Source organism: Winogradskyella marincola (genome assembly GCF_029624125.1).
Classification (GTDB): domain Bacteria; phylum Bacteroidota; class Bacteroidia; order Flavobacteriales; family Flavobacteriaceae; genus Winogradskyella; species Winogradskyella marincola.
Window position 1 is genome coordinate 347525 of record NZ_JARSBN010000001.1, and the last position, 15742, is coordinate 363266.

Consider the following 15742-nt stretch of genomic DNA (forward strand, 5'->3'; position numbering starts at 1 on the left):
TGGCAATAGATTATTTATTCTATGTTTTATTTCTCTACTCTTATTGAATTGTAAGGAAACAAAATCTAGTATCGGTATAGATATTCCAGAAAATACTAATCAAAACATTGTTTATGATACTGCTGAATTATTTTCTAAAACAGAACGAGATTCATTAGCATATAAAATAATTCAATTCGAACAGCAAACCACAAATCAAACTGCTATTCTAACCGTTGATTCTATTCCAAAGCATATGGATATTATGGCATTTGGTAAGGAAGTTGCAAATTCTTGGGGAATTGGCAACAAAGAAAAAGATAATGGATTACTCATCACAATTTCTAGATACGATAGAAAAATTGCCATAAATACTGGTTTAGGCACCGAAAAAACAATCTCAGATTATGAGTGCAAAATCATAATTGATAGTGTTATGATTCCTCAATTTAGAAAAAAACAATATTACAAAGGTGTCAAAAAAGCTTTAGATGCTCTTTTTGCTCTTTGGGATTAACTAGAACATAAAGAAATTATCATCACTTGTTTCGCCTTTAGAACCTAAGCTATTAAACTTATAACTAAAGCCTAACATAAAGTACTGACGCAAAACTGTACTTTGATAATCTTGTATATAATCTTGTGTTGCTGTACGCCTTGCGTTTGTGTTTTGATTGAGTAAATCGTACACTTTTAAGGAGATCAATCCTTTATCCTTTAGGATGCTGTATGTTAATGTAGAATTCCAAAACCAGGCACTTTTTTGAAAGCCTTCAGCTACATTTGGGTTGTAACTAAATCTGATATCATTTTCCCATTCAAACTTTTTAGGTAAAAAGGTAGCCGTTCTCAATCCTGCATTATGACGTGTAAAGTTTCGGTCTTCAAATGCTTCAATATCATAAGCATTGTTTGAAATTACCAACTCATAATAAGGCTTAACTTCCATTACCTTATCCCAAATAAAATCTACTCCCAAACGTGGTACTATAGTATTTACCGTACTCGCGTATTGCACATCATTGTTAAAGTTGATGTTCTTACTTCTATCGAAGCGTGTTCTTAAATTAAACTTTATAGATTTTAAAGTATCTAACTTTACTTCTTTACTGTACGTACCAGAAACACCAATACTATAATTACCATCTACGTTCTCATAAGTTGTTGTTCTTACTAAAGTTTCAGGATCCACAACCGTTCTAGAAACCACTTGGTTGTTGGTAAAACTTGAATTAAAGTTAGCGTAAAATCCTGTTCGCTTTTGCCAATCGAAAGCATTATAACCTGCATAAAAGCTATGTCTCCTAGATGGCTCTAAGTTTGGATTACCAACAATGACACTTAATGGGTTTGACACATCTGTAAATGCTTGTAGTTGACGTAATCCTGGTGGATTATTACTTAACCAGTAGCTTGCATAAACAGACGCTTTAGGACTAAATCTATAATTAACTCTGTAACTCGCTTCTAAATTTTTGAATTTTCGCTCTACGTTGAATTGAGGTCGTAATAAATCATTATTTTCTAATGTACGGATATTGTAACCTATGTTTAATCTAGTGTAAAATTTTTCGCCATTGTACGTTACACCTACTCTAGGTATGCTTCTAGAATCTGTATATTCAAAATCTGTACTTAGTTCTGTATTGAAGTCATCAAAACCTTCTGAAGTGTCGCTATAATCAAAAGTACTTTGTCTATTATTCTCCTTGTCTCTAGAATATTCGTATTCAAAATTTAGAAAGAGCTTTTTTGCTACTATTGGTAACCTATAGGTTAATTCTGTAGAAACACCATAACTATCATTAACACCATCTGTAAATTGATTTCTTACGATAGTTTCTGGGTCTGTTCCAAAAATTTCTGCAACAGAATTTAAATAGTCATCACTTTCTTGTTTGTTAATTTCTGTTTCTACCTCAGCCTTTATAAAAGCTCCTTTGCTTCCAAATCGTTTTGTAGCAGAAATATTTGTAGAAAACTCTCTGGCATAACTTTCTACATCAGAGTTTACTGCAGACTGGTTGGTAAGCACTAAATCTTCATCTAGAGTTTCGTCATTGCTATTGTAGAATGTTCTGGTTTTAGAATAGCCAAATGAAGGTTCTATACTTAATTGAAAGGTTGAATCTGTTTCAATCTCAAATTCTAAATTTGCAGAATGACTGTCTGTATCATTATTTGAAGTTGAACGCGAATTTGTGAAAAATCTTGAATCTGCTAAGATAGTTTCGCGCTCAGAAATAGTTTCATTTTCAGAATTACTTGATGAATTAAAATAATCTGCCGCAATATCAACGGTTTCGCCAATTACGTCGGCATAATTTAAACCTGTACTTCTAGATGTCGTAATACCTTGACCACCACCAAAAGAGCGACCATCAAACCTAAAAGAGCCGTTACTATTAATATAAATGCTACTTGCGTTTCCAAACATTTTAGAAAGTTCTCCAAAACTAAAACCTGGTGAATTAATATTATTGCCACCAGCAAGCACACTAATACGTCTATCATTATTAAAAAGGTTAACCATACCTGCATATTCATAGCGCTCATCTGTACCAGCACCTGCAGCCACTCTACCAAAAACACCTTTATTGTTTTCTTCTTTTATGGTTAGGTTTATGGTTTTATTTTCTTTGTCACCTGCTTCTCCTGTAAATGCTTCGGACTTTGTTTTTGAGTCAACTACCTGAATTTTTTCAATAATGTCTTTAGTAAGATTCTTTGTTGTTATGGTTGGATCGTCACCAAAAAACGGTTTTCCGTTTACTAAAATCTTGTTTACCTCTTTACCATTTACTGTTATTTTACCTTCTTCATCTACCTCTACACCTGGCAACTGCTTAAGCAAATCCTCTACTGTGGCATCCTTTTTTGTTTTAAAAGATTTTACATTAAACTCTAGAGTATCTTTTTTTATAGTTATAGGCGCAGTAGACTTTATGAGCACTTCCTTCAGCTGATTATCTAGCTGCATAGAGATCGTCTTTAAATCTATCTTCTCTTTATCTAGCTTAATTTTTTGTACGTGAGCACCATACCCTACATACGATGCATAGAAATTAAGACTATCATCGAAGGTTCGTCCTTCAATTTTAAAAAATCCGTTTTTTTCTGAAATTGTATAAGAAACAACACTACTATCTTTTAGTCGTTCGAGGTAAACTGTAGCTGACTCTATTGGCAGATTAGAATCTTCTGCGATTAGTGTTCCTGTAATTTCGAAAGTTTTTTCCTGTGAAAAAGTAAAACATGCAAAGAGCAATGCAAAAACTAAAGTTAGTTTTTTCATAGAGATTGATTGATGGTTAATTAAATAGCTAAAGCTTTAACGCAATAAAAGAATAAATCGTATGAAATTTCTTAAAATAACAATAAAATTTCGTTATCGCTTTAACGCAAAGTGCCCTTTATAAATTCTTCCATCTGCTAATTCTGCTTCAAACCAATAGTCATCAGATGGTAAAGTTTCACCTTTATAACTACCATCCCATTGCGAATTAGATGCGTTTAAAATTGTAATAATTTTCCCAAATCTATTAAAGATTTTCACTGATGCCGTTACAGGAAACTGAGAAGAAAACCCACTAATTTGCCAGGTATCATTTATTGTATCTCCATTTGGTGTAAAGAATTTTGGAAATCCTAAGACTGATATATCTTCTGAAATAATACCACAATCTGCCATTATATCTTTGATATAAACCGTGTGTACACCTGATGCTACATCTTCAAAAGTATTAGACTCTTGGTATGGTCCATTTTCATCATTTAAAGCATAAAGATATTCTCCTTCACCTGATGTTAGAATTGTAATTGTATTATACTCCGAAGCGTCTGACACCTCAATAGTTTCTACCACTGCAGTACTAGATGGTAATACCGTTATAGTTCTTTGATTGGTACAACCGTTAGGTCTTGTTACTTCTACTGTGTAAGATCCTGGCTCGTTAATATCTATATTAATTGTTGTCTCTCCAGTAGACCAATTGTAATAATAATTGTTAGGCACATCATTAATAATACCACCATATAATGAAATGGTCTCTGGAAATGTGTTTAAACAATAATAGACTGTTTCGTCTTCCATAAGCTCTGGAAGTGGCTCAACATTCAACTCCACTTCTACTATACTATGACAGTTACCATCTTGCTGCACACGAGCGTAAACAACTTGATAGTAAGGTTGACTATTGGTATAATTATTATTTAATGGATTTTGAAGCAATAGAGCATCATTATACGTTTCATAAAAACCTTCTACTTGCTTATCGAACCCTTCGTTTGCATAAATAGCTGTTTCTGCTACCATAAGATCAAACGTTACTAAACCAGTTTCATCTAAATTATCGCACTCTTCAATAATAACGGATTGAGACAACTCCGTGTTAACAACCAAAAGCACTTCTGCCTGATTACTACATTGTGTTGCTGAATTGGTTACTAATGCAAAAACTGTTTGGTTATTAGTCGTATTGATATAACTCTGACTATCTATTTGATTTAAAAAATCAGCATCTGAATAGTATGCAACCTCTATATTAGACAAATCACCATCTACAACAGCATCATTATACTCACTTAGATTAAAATTTGTAGAACCGTCTATAACCTCATCTTCGCACTGAATTATAGTAATATTATTTGTCTCTGGTATTGGATTAACATAGACCGTTACAGGATAACGCTCTGTATTACCAACACATGCTGGCACTACTGGCAATATCCAATATGTTGTAGTTTCGGTTAAAGAAACATTATACGTTGTACCAGAATGCACAGGTACTGCTTCTGTCTCTGATGTATACCAATCTGCATTATTAGTGGAAGATTCTACTGCTATAGTTACTTCTTCTATACCACAAACTGTTATATCTTCAGATAAAATTCTAGGCATAATAATAGTGCTATTTGCAGAAAGATTTATTTCCGGTTCATTAGGTAAACCACCAAACTCTACAATATAGCCTTGCGGATGATAATCACCACCAGGATTTGTATCTCCTGTAACAGCTAAATCATTCCAAGATCCAAGAATACCAATATTTGGTGAAGTTATATGTGCATAATCTTCATCACCTGCATTATTTGGCTCTCCAGAATTCCAGAATGAAAATTCATTATTTACAGGACTTCCATTAGCAGTTCCTTGCCAAAAAACCGTACCTGCTTCAGGACCAGTTTCCCACTTCCATGTTCCTTCTGTTTCTGCATCAGATGCACCAATCCATCCTGTACCAGAGGTTTGCTCTCCAGATAATTGTGCTTCTTCAGCAGATGTTATTGTAGCTAAGTATCCTGTTAATCCATAATAATCCTGATTTTCTGCAGCATCTCTTGCCTGCGTCCAGGTTATACCAGGACTAGATACATAAAAATAATAATGACCTGTACTTGGTAAATAATTAGCATTTCCTAAGTTGATAGAAAATTGTTTATCTTCTAAAAAGTTAACTTGTGTAGTCTGAAAAAGCACATCCTCAATCGCAGATTCAAACTCAGCAAACGTTGCTGGTCCAAATAACGCAAGTTGCCCTTGAGCTGCATTCCATGTTGAAGAAATACCAGGATGCACTCCATTTAAAACCAACGTATCTTCACCCAACTCATAGCCTTCTGCTATTTGTATAAACACCTGTTGCAAGGTTGTATCTTCTGGGTTTGGATCTGTAATAGAAACAGATGTTACAATATTCATTGGTGTATCTGAACAATAATACTGTTCACCTGTTACACTAATTTCTGGCGGAGCGTCTTGAGCAAATAGACTAAATGACAGTACTAATGCACCAAACAAAAACAACTTATGTATTTTCATAGCGAATAAAAGTACTATTTTTTTCGCATGTAAACACTTACAGGCACACCATTAAAATCAAAGTGGTCTCTAAGTTGATTTTCTAAGAAACGTCTGTAAGGGTCTTTAACGTATTGAGGCAAGTTGCAGAAAAAAGCAAACTGAGGTTGCGGAGTAGGTAACTGCATTATGTACTTAATCTTTACATACTTTCCTTTATAAGCTGGTGGTGGATTGTGCTCAATAATTGGTAATAATGTTTCATTTAAAACACTAGTTTTAATCCTCTTTGTTCTGTTTTTATAAACTTCTACAGCAGTTTCTATTGCTTTAAAAATTCGTTGTTTGTTTAATACTGAAATAAATACAATTGGCACATCTGTGAAAGGTGCTATTTCTTGTCTGATGTACTTTTCAAATTCTTTGGCTGTCTTGTTATCTTTTTCAACCAAATCCCATTTGTTTACAAGAATTACAACACCCTTTCTGTTGCGCTCAGCTAACCAAAATATATTCTGAACCTGACCATCAAAACCTCTTGTAGCATCTAACACTAACAAACAAACGTCGCAATGTTCTATAGCTCTTATGCTTCGCATTACTGAGTAAAACTCTAGGTCTTCTTTTACCTTCGATTTACGACGAATACCAGCTGTATCAACAAGATTAAATTCAAAACCAAAACGATTATACTTCGTATCTATAGAATCTCTTGTAGTACCTGCAATATCAGTAACTATATATCGATCTTCACCGATTAGAGCATTTATAAAAGACGATTTTCCTGCATTAGGACGACCTACAACTGCAAATCTTGGCAACTGCTCTTCTTCTATTTCTTCTTTTTCTGGCAAGGCCTCAACAACAGCATCTAATAAATCTCCGGTTCCACTACCATTGATACTTGCAATGGTATAATACTCACCTAAACCAAGTGAATAAAACTCAACAGCATCTTCAGCTCTTTTATTATTGTCTACTTTGTTTACAACAAGAAAAACAGGCTTTTCTACTTTTCGTAACAAGTTAGCAACATCTTCATCCATACCTGTAACACCTGTTTCTACATCTACCATAAAAATAATAGCATCTGCTTCATCAATAGCCAGCTCTACCTGCTTATCTATTTCGGCTTCAAATATATCATCACTACCAACTACGTATCCACCTGTATCTATAAGAGAGAATTCTCTTCCATTCCAATCGGTTTTACCATAATGACGATCTCTTGTAACACCACTTACGGCATCAACAATGGCTTCTCGCCTTTTTATTAAACGATTAAAAAAAGTTGATTTACCAACGTTTGGTCTTCCTACTACTGCAACTATGTTTCCCATATAATTAAATTTATTCTGCATTACATATCCTGTAAGCGGTAGCAAAGGTAGGGTTTAATTTTAGATATACGATTTATGAAATTAGATTTTATGTTTTGAGTTTCAATAAGAAAATATGTAAATTGAATTTGATTTTTATTACGAGATGGAGCTTTCTAACGATATAATTTTAAGGCCAAGATTTAAATTCAATGTCAGCCAAGACAATGAAAGTTTACTTTCCTTATTTGAAGCTGAAAGCAAAGACCAATCAAATTTCATAGTAACACGTGTAGACGACCATGTGTTTATAAAAATACCTAAAGCTAAACAGCATTTTTGGTCACCGCAACTGCATCTTGAAATCAATGAGGATTACAACAATAAAAGCCTGAGTACTATTTATGGTTTATTTGGACCCAATCCTACTGTGTGGACCATGTTTATGTTCTTTCACTTTGTGGTTGCAGGTCTTTTTATCGGATTTGGAATTTGGGCTTATGTGAATTGGTCTCTCGAAAATGATTTTGCAATACAACTCTTTGTTACCCTACTTATGGTAGTTGTATGGTTTGCTCTTTATTTTAGTGGCAGACTTGGCAAAAAAGCAGGAATGGATCAAATGCATCAGCTACACCACTTTATGCGAGATACGTTGCGTAGTAAAGATATACATGCAGTCGAATAATTTACTTTTGGTTAGACCTCAAGTTTTGTTCCTACCTAATTTAAGAATTCCTTCGTATTTAATATTACCAAAACTATTTAATTATTTGTAGTTTTAAATATTGAGTCACAACCACATGCTTGGGTTATAACACACTGTGATAGTGAATAGAAGTAAGGGTGTGTAAGAGAATTTAAATAGCAACTATTCAAATGATTACGTTAGACAAAAGAAATAAATGGGATGATAATAATAAATTAAATGTTATTAAAGTATTTATAAAATATCAGATTGAGTGTTTAGAAAAATCGAAAATTAGCTTTAGTGAATTTGATATTGACCCAATAGCTTTTATAAAAGAGAAAGTTAACAAAATAGATTTCAAATACCCAAAGGATTTAGAATTAGCTCAAGAGTACTTTTGGGACTTTTTAAAAAAGAATAACGGTTTGAGTGATATGAGAACAAAAACTATTATTAAAGTAAGACTAGCTATTTGTTTAATTACACATAATTATCAAACAGAGGAAGAATTTAAAGAATATCAAGAATGGTTTATTGAAGTATTAAATAATGCTCGTTTGTAACTAATACTGGACAGTTACCTAACTACTTTTGGTTATACCCAAAACGCTTTAATTGTTTTTGATTCGATCTCCAATTTTTATTCACCTTAACGTACAATTCTAAGTGAATTTGTTTACCAAAAAACTTTTCTAAATCTTTTCTGGCTTCTACACCAACACGCTTTAAAGCTGAACCTTTATGCCCAATTATGATGCCTTTTTGAGTATCACGCTCTACCATAATAACAGAACGGATTCTGATGATGTTTTCCTCTTCAAAAAACTCTTCGGTATCAACTTCTACAGAATATGGAATTTCCTTTTTATAGTGCAGTAATATTTTTTCTCTAATCGCTTCATTAACAAAAAAGCGCTCTGGCTTATCGGTTAATTGATCTTTTGGATAAAATGGAGGTGATTCTGGTAATAACTCAATTATTCTTTGAAATACATTTTGAACATTAAATCCATTTAAAGCAGAAATTGGATAAAACTCAGCATTTGGCACTTTGCTTTGCCATAACTCTGCCTGTTCTTCTAGTTGCTCTTGATTAGAATTATCAATTTTATTTAAGAGTAATAAAACAGGAATTTTAGAATTGGTGATTTTCTTAAAAAAGGCTTCATCTTTGAGCTCCTTCTCGCCTATTTCTACCATATAAATCAAAACATCTGCATCTTCAAAAGCGGACTTTACAAAATCCATCATTGAGGATTGTAACTCGTAGGCTGGTTTTATGATACCTGGTGTATCACTCAATACCATCTGAAAATCTTCACCATTAACAATTCCAAGAATTCTATGTCTTGTGGTTTGTGCTTTCGATGTTATGATAGATAGCTTCTCACCAACAAAAGCGTTCATCAATGTTGATTTACCGACGTTTGGATTACCAATAATATTTACAAAACCAGCTTTATGCATTTCATTTTTTTTTTACAAAGTTACGACCTTGGTTTGTTTATTCCTCTATCGTACATCACAATACTTCCTGCTACAGATACATTAAGACTTAACTCCGACTTAAATTTCACCAAAAAATGACTCTTTTCTATGGCTTGTTTAGACAATCCATGGTCTTCTGCACCCAAAAGATACACACATCTCCTTGGATGATGAAATGTTTCTAAATCTACCGCCTCATCTGTTAACTCTACACCTACTAAACGTGCACCTTTAGGCAAGTTATTAAAAAACTCATCAAACGTATCGTAATGAAAATAAGGCATTGATTTTACTGCATTATGCGTATCGCATGCTTGTTTTGCATACCTATTACCAATAGTAAAAATAAAACTAGCACCTAGGTTTTGTGCAGACCTCCATAGCACACCAAGATTTTCTGGTGTTTTACCATTTTGTATGCCTACTCCAAAAAATTCGTTTACAAAATTATCTGTCATAAAATCAAAAATATAAAAGCCTTTCAAAAAATGAAAGGCTTTCCTTTAGTATAGTGTACAGAAAAATTACCAAACAAAATTGTAGATGATTTACACAATTTTAAATTACAATATGATCCTGATTTTTAAATCTTTCATAAAGACTAGGATAATTTGATTTAAATGTGTCTTTTATAAATTCCAAAGGAACATCTTCAAAATGACCATAATCTTCTATGTAGGTCATAAATTTATGATCGTCTTTATTGTATTCTTGCATCACAGCGTCTTCTGTTCCATTAAAATCTAAAACATCTACATTGTAAATGGCACATAGTTCTTTATTAAACGCAGGTGAACATTTAACCCATTTATTATTATAAAACACATCAACCAAACCATGAGGTGCCAGCTCGTTAGTGCCAATCACTTTTTCTAAACGCTCTGTAGCAATGTGGTTAGATACTTTAGCTAAATGTAACCTTGCAGGAATATTAAAGGCACGTAAACAAGCAATGTATAAAATGGCTTTATCAATGCAATGTCCATCTGGTTTTTTTGCAATATTACTGGCTTTAAAATGCGCTTTTGTTAAACCAATATTAAAAGGTAAATAACGCCAACCATCTCTAACCTTTAGATACAACTGTTCTATAATATCTTGTTGAGAAGTTAAGTGCTCAACCTCTTTTACAATGTCCTTAATAACAGGGTTATCGTAATCGTAGTAATATGTTTTTTCGGTGTAATTCATATTACAAATTTATAACATTTCGCCTCTTGCAGGATAGCCTGAAGACACAATATAATCTACAGCTTTTACAAAAGAAGGCAGGTAAGGTCTTCCCCAAGGATTACTATTTATGGCTGAATAATAGACTTGATTGTTATTGTCAATTAAAAATAGTCCTGGTTCGCTAAATGTATCTGGCTCACCATCTTTTACACCTTTACTTAAATATAATCCCCAATTTTTAGCAGTTTCTAAATCTAAGTTATACCCTAACTGTAATTCTGATAATTCCCATTTTTGACGCGATAAGCGTGCTCTAGACTCAGAATCCATACTTACAGCAATAACGTTGACACCTCTTTCTTTAAATTCTGGTAACAAATCTTCTAACTGTTGTAGGTATTTTTTGCACAATGGGCAATGTAAACCTCTATAAAAAACCACTAAAGTGAAATTTTCTGGTTGCTGATTGTTAATCTGCCATTCGTTACCATCTAAAACTGGAAAAGTTAAATTTGGTGCTATATGCTTTGGTGTTGGTCTGTTCATTTTATGTGTATATAAATTATATTCTTTTTAAATAGGAAGACTTTTGAAAGGATTATATCTTTTGAAGCAATTCTTCATTAATATGCTTTTCAAATCTTGCAAAGTCGTTTTCAGTGTCTGGATTTTTCATCACATCATAAGCAAAAAAAGTTTTTAAAGGCTCTAGACCAAACCATTTAAAGTTAAGGTGCATTGGTAATAGTAAGTCGTCTTCACTTTTACCAGCAAAAAAGGATTCTTCAGGATTATTAAAAGCCTCTTTTGGTGCATTGGCAGTTACCGAAATCATATATTTTCCTTTTAACAAACCTCCTGAACCGTAATTCTTTTTTGGTGCTTCTGCTGTACGACCATCACCTTGAGATAGTTTTCCCATCATTCCTGCGGTAAACACATCGTCAATGTATTTTTTAAACGACCAAGTAATTCCCATCCAGTTAAGAGGTGTTTGCAAAAACACGATATCTGCCCAAAGGAATTTTTCAATTTCCTCGTCTACATTATATTCATTTTGAGTTTCTGTGGTCTTTACACTTAAGTTAGCATCACCTAATTGAGTGGATAATTTTTCAACAAAAGATTGATTTAATTTTCCTTCAGAAAAAGGATAATATTGATGACCATTAATTATAAGTACGTTTTTCATGTATTTAAATTTTAAATTAGTATTGCAAAGAAACCAATAATAGTTTATTTTTGAAACCAATAATGATTAAGCCACCTTAAATAGTGGTTACAAAATGGTAACTAATGGGAAGAAAGGTAATTGACAATCCGAATGTATGTTCTTTAGTTCATGCCATGAACGTTATTGGAAATAAGTGGAAACCGATTTTAATTTACTTATTAGCCAACGGAAGTTTACGCTTTGGTAAGTTGTTAATGTTTACACCTACCATATCAAAAAAAGTATTGACAGAACAATTACGAGAGCTTGAAGAAGATGGCATTATTATCAGAAAAAAATATGCCGAAATACCGCCACGTGTAGAATATTCTTTATCTAAAAAAGGCAAAGCTTTACTACCAATTCTTAAAAGTTTGAGCCAATGGACTCAAGACAGCTATAATGAAATAGAGTTTGAGGCATGCAGAATTGTAACTTTATAATTTCTATTTTTGCAGCATGCAAGACAAATACCAACTCTTAAGGCAACACTTTGAAGAAATTGTAACACTTACTGATGAAGAGTGGAAAATTATTGCACCTCATTTTGAACATAAAAAACTTAAAAAGCATCAGTTTTTAATACAAACAGGACAACCCGTAGATTGCGAATTTTGGATTATCAACGGACTTATAAAATCTTATGCTGTAGATGAAAAAGGTAGTGAGCACATTCTTCAGTTTGCTATGGAAGACTATTGGGTAAGTGACTATTACGCATTTCAGCATCAAATACCTGCAACAATTTTTGTAGATTGTATTGAAGATTCTGAATTTTTCTGTCTGTCTTTAGAAAGTCGTGAAATCATTTGTCAAAAAATTCCCGCTATGGCAAATTTCTTCCGAATAAAATCTAATTACGGATTTATTGGTTTGCAGCAACGTATCCTGTCTTTATTAACACAAACTGCCGAAGAACGTTACGACGCTTTATTATTTAAACTACCAAAATTAGTACAGCGTGTACCTAAAAAACTGATTGCAGCCTATTTAGGTGTATCCAGAGAAACCTTAAGTCGTTTTAAAGGTTAAAAAGTGATATACATCACATTTTTTTGTTGCGATACATCACTTTAAAATCGTGACATACGTCCTCGCACAAGTAGTGCTTTTCATTGAATTTTGTACCAGAATTTTAAACCAAAAAACAAAACAATGAAAACAAGATTTTATTTCTCAGCAATCACTTTGCTTTTTAGCATTGTCTTAATAGCACAAACCAAACAGGACAAACCAAGCGTATTAATGGTGCTTTCTAGTCATCAAGAATTAGGTGACACAGGTAAAGACACCGGTTATTATTTAAGTGAAGTTACTCATGCTTACGAGGTTTTTGATGCTAATAATTATGAAATAACCTTAGTAAGTCCAGAAGGCGGCAATCCACCAGTAGATGGTTTTGATCTTACAGATGAAGTGAATAATAAATATTGGAATGATTCAACATTCCAGAATAAACTTCAAAACACATTAAAAGTTTCAAAAATAAAAGCTAAAGATTACGACGCCATTTATTATGCAGGTGGACATGGCACAATGTGGGATTTTCCAAACAATAAAAAACTAGCAAAAATTGCTGCAAAAATTTACGAAAACGACGGTGTTGTTGCAGCTGTTTGTCATGGTCCTTCGGCTTTAGTAAATATTAAATTATCTAATGGTAATTATTTAGTTGAAGGTAAAACGGTAAGCGTATTTACTAATGAAGAAGAAGCCAATGTAGAACTAGAAAACGTTGTGCCATTTTTATTGGAAGATAAACTAATTGAACGTGGTGCGACTGTAGATAAAGCAGCTATGTGGCAAGAAAAAGTAAGCGTAGATGAGCGTTTAGTAACAGGTCAAAATCCTGCTTCTGCAAAATTAGCAGCAGAAAAAATTGTAGAACTTTTAGAGGATAAACACTAAAAATGGAAACGCAAACAGCAACTCTAAAAGCTAAATCTAAACGTAAAAGTTTACCAGCTGCATTATGGGCATTAACCATAAGTGCATTTGGTATAGGAACTACAGAGTTTGTTATTGTTGGCTTACTGCCAACAGTAGCAAACGATTTAAACACCTCAATATCCTCTGCAGGTTTATTAGTCAGTTTATACGCAGTTGGTGTTGCGATTGGTGCGCCAGTATTGACTGCTTTAACAAGCCAGATCGCAAGAAAACGACTGCTAATTGCTATAATGCTGTTGTTTATAATTGGTAACGGATTAGCAGCTATTGCGCCAAGTTTTATCTTACTAATTTTAGCAAGAATCTTAACAGGTTTTGCGCATGGTGTGTTTTTTTCAATAGGCTCAACAATTGCAGCTAGTTTAGTACCAGAAGATAAGCGTGCTTATGCCATTTCTATAATGTTTGCAGGTTTAACTGTAGCAATTGTTACTGGTGTACCATTAGGAACTTATATAGGGCAAAATTTTGGATGGCGTGCCACCTTTATAGGTGTTGCTATTTTAGGAATTATTGGTGCGGTAGCAAGTTACTTTTTGGTACCAGCGTCGATTAAAACATCAAAACCACTTCGTATTGTAGATCAGTTAAAAGTACTTAAAAATCGTTCTATTTTACTGGTGCTTTCTATCACAGCTTTAGGCTATGGTGGTACTTTTGTAACCTTTACTTATTTAGCACCATTATTAGAGGAGGTTACTGGTTTTTCATCAAATATGACGAGTGTTTTATTACTGGTTTACGGTATTGCAATTGCATTAGGAAACGTAATTGGCGGTAAAGTATCTAACAAAAAACCAGGAAAAGCCTTAATAGTGATGTTTGCCTTACAAGCTATAGTATTATTTATACTTTATTTTACAGCATCTAGCCAAATATGGTCGGTTGTTACACTATTTTTTATGGGCATATTAGCCTTTTCTAACGTACCAGCATTACAATTGTATGTGGTAAAAATGTCTGAAAAATATTTACCAGGAACCGAAGATGTTTCATCTGCTTTAAATATTGCAGCCTTTAATGTAGGTATTGCAATTGGCGCTTATGTTGGCGGACTTATTATTGAATCTTCACTTGGTGTTGGCGCAACACCTTGGGTAGGTAGTATATTAGTAATAGTCGGCTTTTTAATCACTTTAATTTTATACAAAAAAGAAAAACTTTAAAACCATGAAAACTTTACAATTTAGAAATAACGACGAAATGCCAATTTTAGGTCTTGGTACCTTCAGGTCAGAACCTAACGAAGTGTACACGTCAGTATACGAAGCTATTAAAATTGGATATAGACATATTGATTGTGCATCAGTATATGGTAACGAAAAAGAAGTAGGAAACGCTATTGCAGATGCCATTAAAGAAGGTATTGTTACACGTGAAGACTTATGGATTACTTCTAAATTATGGAGCGATTCTCATGGAAGAGAAAACGTTATTCCTGCGTTACAAAACACCTTAAACGATTTACAGTTAGAGTATTTAGATTTGTACCTAATCCATTGGCCAGTTGCCTTTAAAAAAGGTGTCGAGTTTCCTAAAACAGCAGAAGAATTTATTCCGCTTGAAGACAAACCACTTACAGACACATGGAAAGGTATGGAAGATGCTTTAGAACAAGGCTTAACTAAGCATATTGGGATGAGTAATTTCAATCAAAATCATTTGATAGATATTATTGATCATGCTAAACATTTACCAGAAATGCTTCAGGTAGAAGTGCATCCATTTTTACAACAAAACGAACTGTTAGAATTCGCTAAAGTACATCGCATTCACATGACGGCTTATGCGCCAATTGGTTCTGGTGCAAATGAAGATGACGATTTAAATCTGTTGAAAAACAAGACTATTAACGACATCGCAACCGCTAATAACATGACTGCAGCACAGGTACTTTTAGCTTGGAATATACAACGTGGTGTTTCGGTAATACCAAAATCGGTTAACCCAAAACGTCTTCAAGAAAACTTTGACACCATTCATTTTGAATTGAAAGAAGACGATATGAAACGTATTGAAGCTTTAGATAAACATCATCGTTTTATAGATGGTACCTTTTGGGAAGTTGAAAACGGTCCATATACCGCAAATAGTATCTGGAATGCTTAATAAAACAACATCAGGTAGCT

16 protein-coding genes are annotated in these 15742 nt (G+C 33.4%); 8 read left to right on the forward strand and 8 right to left on the reverse strand.

The window, feature by feature from the left end; translation table 11 throughout:
* Positions 1 to 43 precede the first annotated feature (43 nt).
* Positions 44 to 496 (forward strand): TPM domain-containing protein, encoded by a 453-nt coding sequence (locus P7122_RS01675; protein WP_278004046.1) that lies wholly within the window; start codon positions 44 to 46, stop codon positions 494 to 496.
* On the opposite strand, the gene P7122_RS01680 is transcribed toward P7122_RS01675, so the two are convergent.
* From P7122_RS01680 to der, 3 genes are all read right to left on the reverse strand, one after another.
* Positions 497 to 3274, reverse strand: coding sequence for an outer membrane beta-barrel protein (locus P7122_RS01680; RefSeq protein WP_278004047.1), 2778 nt, complete (start codon positions 3272 to 3274; stop codon positions 497 to 499).
* Between the two features lie 93 nt (positions 3275 to 3367).
* Positions 3368 to 5800, reverse strand: coding sequence for a T9SS type B sorting domain-containing protein (locus P7122_RS01685; protein ID WP_278004048.1), 2433 nt, complete (start codon positions 5798 to 5800; stop codon positions 3368 to 3370).
* Positions 5801 to 5814: 14 nt separating this feature from the next.
* Complete coding sequence (gene der / locus P7122_RS01690) at positions 5815 to 7119, reverse strand: ribosome biogenesis GTPase Der (RefSeq protein ID WP_278004049.1); 1305 nt, start codon at positions 7117 to 7119, stop codon at positions 5815 to 5817.
* A 145-nt stretch (positions 7120 to 7264) separates the two neighbouring features.
* Between der and P7122_RS01695 the strand changes: the two genes are divergently transcribed.
* Both P7122_RS01695 and P7122_RS01700 read left to right on the forward strand, forming a co-directional pair.
* Positions 7265 to 7786, forward strand: a complete 522-nt coding sequence (locus P7122_RS01695) for a GTP-binding protein (protein WP_278004050.1) — start codon at positions 7265 to 7267, stop codon at positions 7784 to 7786.
* Between the two features lie 191 nt (positions 7787 to 7977).
* Positions 7978 to 8352 (forward strand): hypothetical protein, encoded by a 375-nt coding sequence (locus P7122_RS01700; protein WP_278004051.1) that lies wholly within the window; start codon positions 7978 to 7980, stop codon positions 8350 to 8352.
* A gap of 22 nt (positions 8353 to 8374) precedes the next feature.
* On the opposite strand, the gene era is transcribed toward P7122_RS01700, so the two are convergent.
* The 5 genes from era to P7122_RS01725 all read right to left on the reverse strand — a co-directional run bounded on the left by era (position 8375) and on the right by P7122_RS01725 (position 11642).
* Complete coding sequence (era, locus tag P7122_RS01705) at positions 8375 to 9256, reverse strand: GTPase Era (protein WP_278004052.1); 882 nt, start codon at positions 9254 to 9256, stop codon at positions 8375 to 8377.
* Between the two features lie 20 nt (positions 9257 to 9276).
* Complete coding sequence (locus tag P7122_RS01710) at positions 9277 to 9735, reverse strand: RNA methyltransferase (RefSeq protein WP_278004053.1); 459 nt, start codon at positions 9733 to 9735, stop codon at positions 9277 to 9279.
* A gap of 100 nt (positions 9736 to 9835) precedes the next feature.
* Positions 9836 to 10468 carry a transglutaminase-like domain-containing protein gene (locus tag P7122_RS01715; RefSeq protein ID WP_278004054.1) on the reverse strand — a complete coding sequence of 211 codons (633 nt, stop codon included), beginning with the start codon at positions 10466 to 10468 and terminating at the stop codon, positions 9836 to 9838.
* Positions 10469 to 10477: 9 nt separating this feature from the next.
* Positions 10478 to 10996, reverse strand: a complete 519-nt coding sequence (locus P7122_RS01720; protein WP_278004055.1) for a peroxiredoxin-like family protein — start codon at positions 10994 to 10996, stop codon at positions 10478 to 10480.
* 52 nt (positions 10997 to 11048) lie between these two features.
* Complete coding sequence (locus tag P7122_RS01725) at positions 11049 to 11642, reverse strand: NAD(P)H-dependent oxidoreductase (protein ID WP_278004056.1); 594 nt, start codon at positions 11640 to 11642, stop codon at positions 11049 to 11051.
* 104 nt (positions 11643 to 11746) lie between these two features.
* Between P7122_RS01725 and P7122_RS01730 the strand changes: the two genes are divergently transcribed.
* The 5 genes from P7122_RS01730 (at position 11747) to P7122_RS01750 (ending at position 15722) form a co-directional block, all read left to right on the forward strand.
* Positions 11747 to 12106, forward strand: a complete 360-nt coding sequence (locus tag P7122_RS01730; protein ID WP_278004057.1) for a winged helix-turn-helix transcriptional regulator — start codon at positions 11747 to 11749, stop codon at positions 12104 to 12106.
* 16 nt (positions 12107 to 12122) lie between these two features.
* Positions 12123 to 12695 carry a Crp/Fnr family transcriptional regulator gene (locus P7122_RS01735; protein ID WP_278004058.1) on the forward strand — a complete coding sequence of 191 codons (573 nt, stop codon included), beginning with the start codon at positions 12123 to 12125 and terminating at the stop codon, positions 12693 to 12695.
* 123 nt (positions 12696 to 12818) lie between these two features.
* Entirely contained in the window at positions 12819 to 13571 is a 753-nt protein-coding gene (locus P7122_RS01740) for a type 1 glutamine amidotransferase domain-containing protein (protein WP_278004059.1), read from the forward strand.
* Positions 13572 to 13573: 2 nt separating this feature from the next.
* The gene (locus P7122_RS01745) at positions 13574 to 14779 is read left to right on the forward strand and encodes an MFS transporter (protein WP_278004060.1); all 1206 of its coding nucleotides are present in this window, start codon (positions 13574 to 13576) and stop codon (positions 14777 to 14779) included.
* 4 nt (positions 14780 to 14783) lie between these two features.
* Complete coding sequence (locus P7122_RS01750; protein WP_278004061.1) at positions 14784 to 15722, forward strand: aldo/keto reductase; 939 nt, start codon at positions 14784 to 14786, stop codon at positions 15720 to 15722.
* Positions 15723 to 15742 lie beyond the last annotated feature (20 nt).

Coding starts and splice junctions, on each gene's coding strand:
- P7122_RS01725 (WP_278004056.1), bottom strand. CDS start 11,642: ATGAAAAACGTACTTATAATTAATGGTCATCAATATTATCCTTTTTCT.
- P7122_RS01715 (WP_278004054.1), bottom strand. CDS start 10,468: ATGAATTACACCGAAAAAACATATTACTACGATTACGATAACCCTGTT.
- P7122_RS01695 (WP_278004050.1), top strand. CDS start 7,265: ATGGAGCTTTCTAACGATATAATTTTAAGGCCAAGATTTAAATTCAAT.
- P7122_RS01740 (WP_278004059.1), top strand. CDS start 12,819: ATGAAAACAAGATTTTATTTCTCAGCAATCACTTTGCTTTTTAGCATT.
- P7122_RS01735 (WP_278004058.1), top strand. CDS start 12,123: ATGCAAGACAAATACCAACTCTTAAGGCAACACTTTGAAGAAATTGTA.
- P7122_RS01730 (WP_278004057.1), top strand. CDS start 11,747: ATGGGAAGAAAGGTAATTGACAATCCGAATGTATGTTCTTTAGTTCAT.
- P7122_RS01680 (WP_278004047.1), bottom strand. CDS start 3,274: ATGAAAAAACTAACTTTAGTTTTTGCATTGCTCTTTGCATGTTTTACT.
- der (WP_278004049.1), bottom strand. CDS start 7,119: ATGGGAAACATAGTTGCAGTAGTAGGAAGACCAAACGTTGGTAAATCA.
- P7122_RS01685 (WP_278004048.1), bottom strand. CDS start 5,800: ATGAAAATACATAAGTTGTTTTTGTTTGGTGCATTAGTACTGTCATTT.
- P7122_RS01750 (WP_278004061.1), top strand. CDS start 14,784: ATGAAAACTTTACAATTTAGAAATAACGACGAAATGCCAATTTTAGGT.
- P7122_RS01745 (WP_278004060.1), top strand. CDS start 13,574: ATGGAAACGCAAACAGCAACTCTAAAAGCTAAATCTAAACGTAAAAGT.
- P7122_RS01710 (WP_278004053.1), bottom strand. CDS start 9,735: ATGACAGATAATTTTGTAAACGAATTTTTTGGAGTAGGCATACAAAAT.
- P7122_RS01720 (WP_278004055.1), bottom strand. CDS start 10,996: ATGAACAGACCAACACCAAAGCATATAGCACCAAATTTAACTTTTCCA.
- era (WP_278004052.1), bottom strand. CDS start 9,256: ATGCATAAAGCTGGTTTTGTAAATATTATTGGTAATCCAAACGTCGGT.
- P7122_RS01700 (WP_278004051.1), top strand. CDS start 7,978: ATGATTACGTTAGACAAAAGAAATAAATGGGATGATAATAATAAATTA.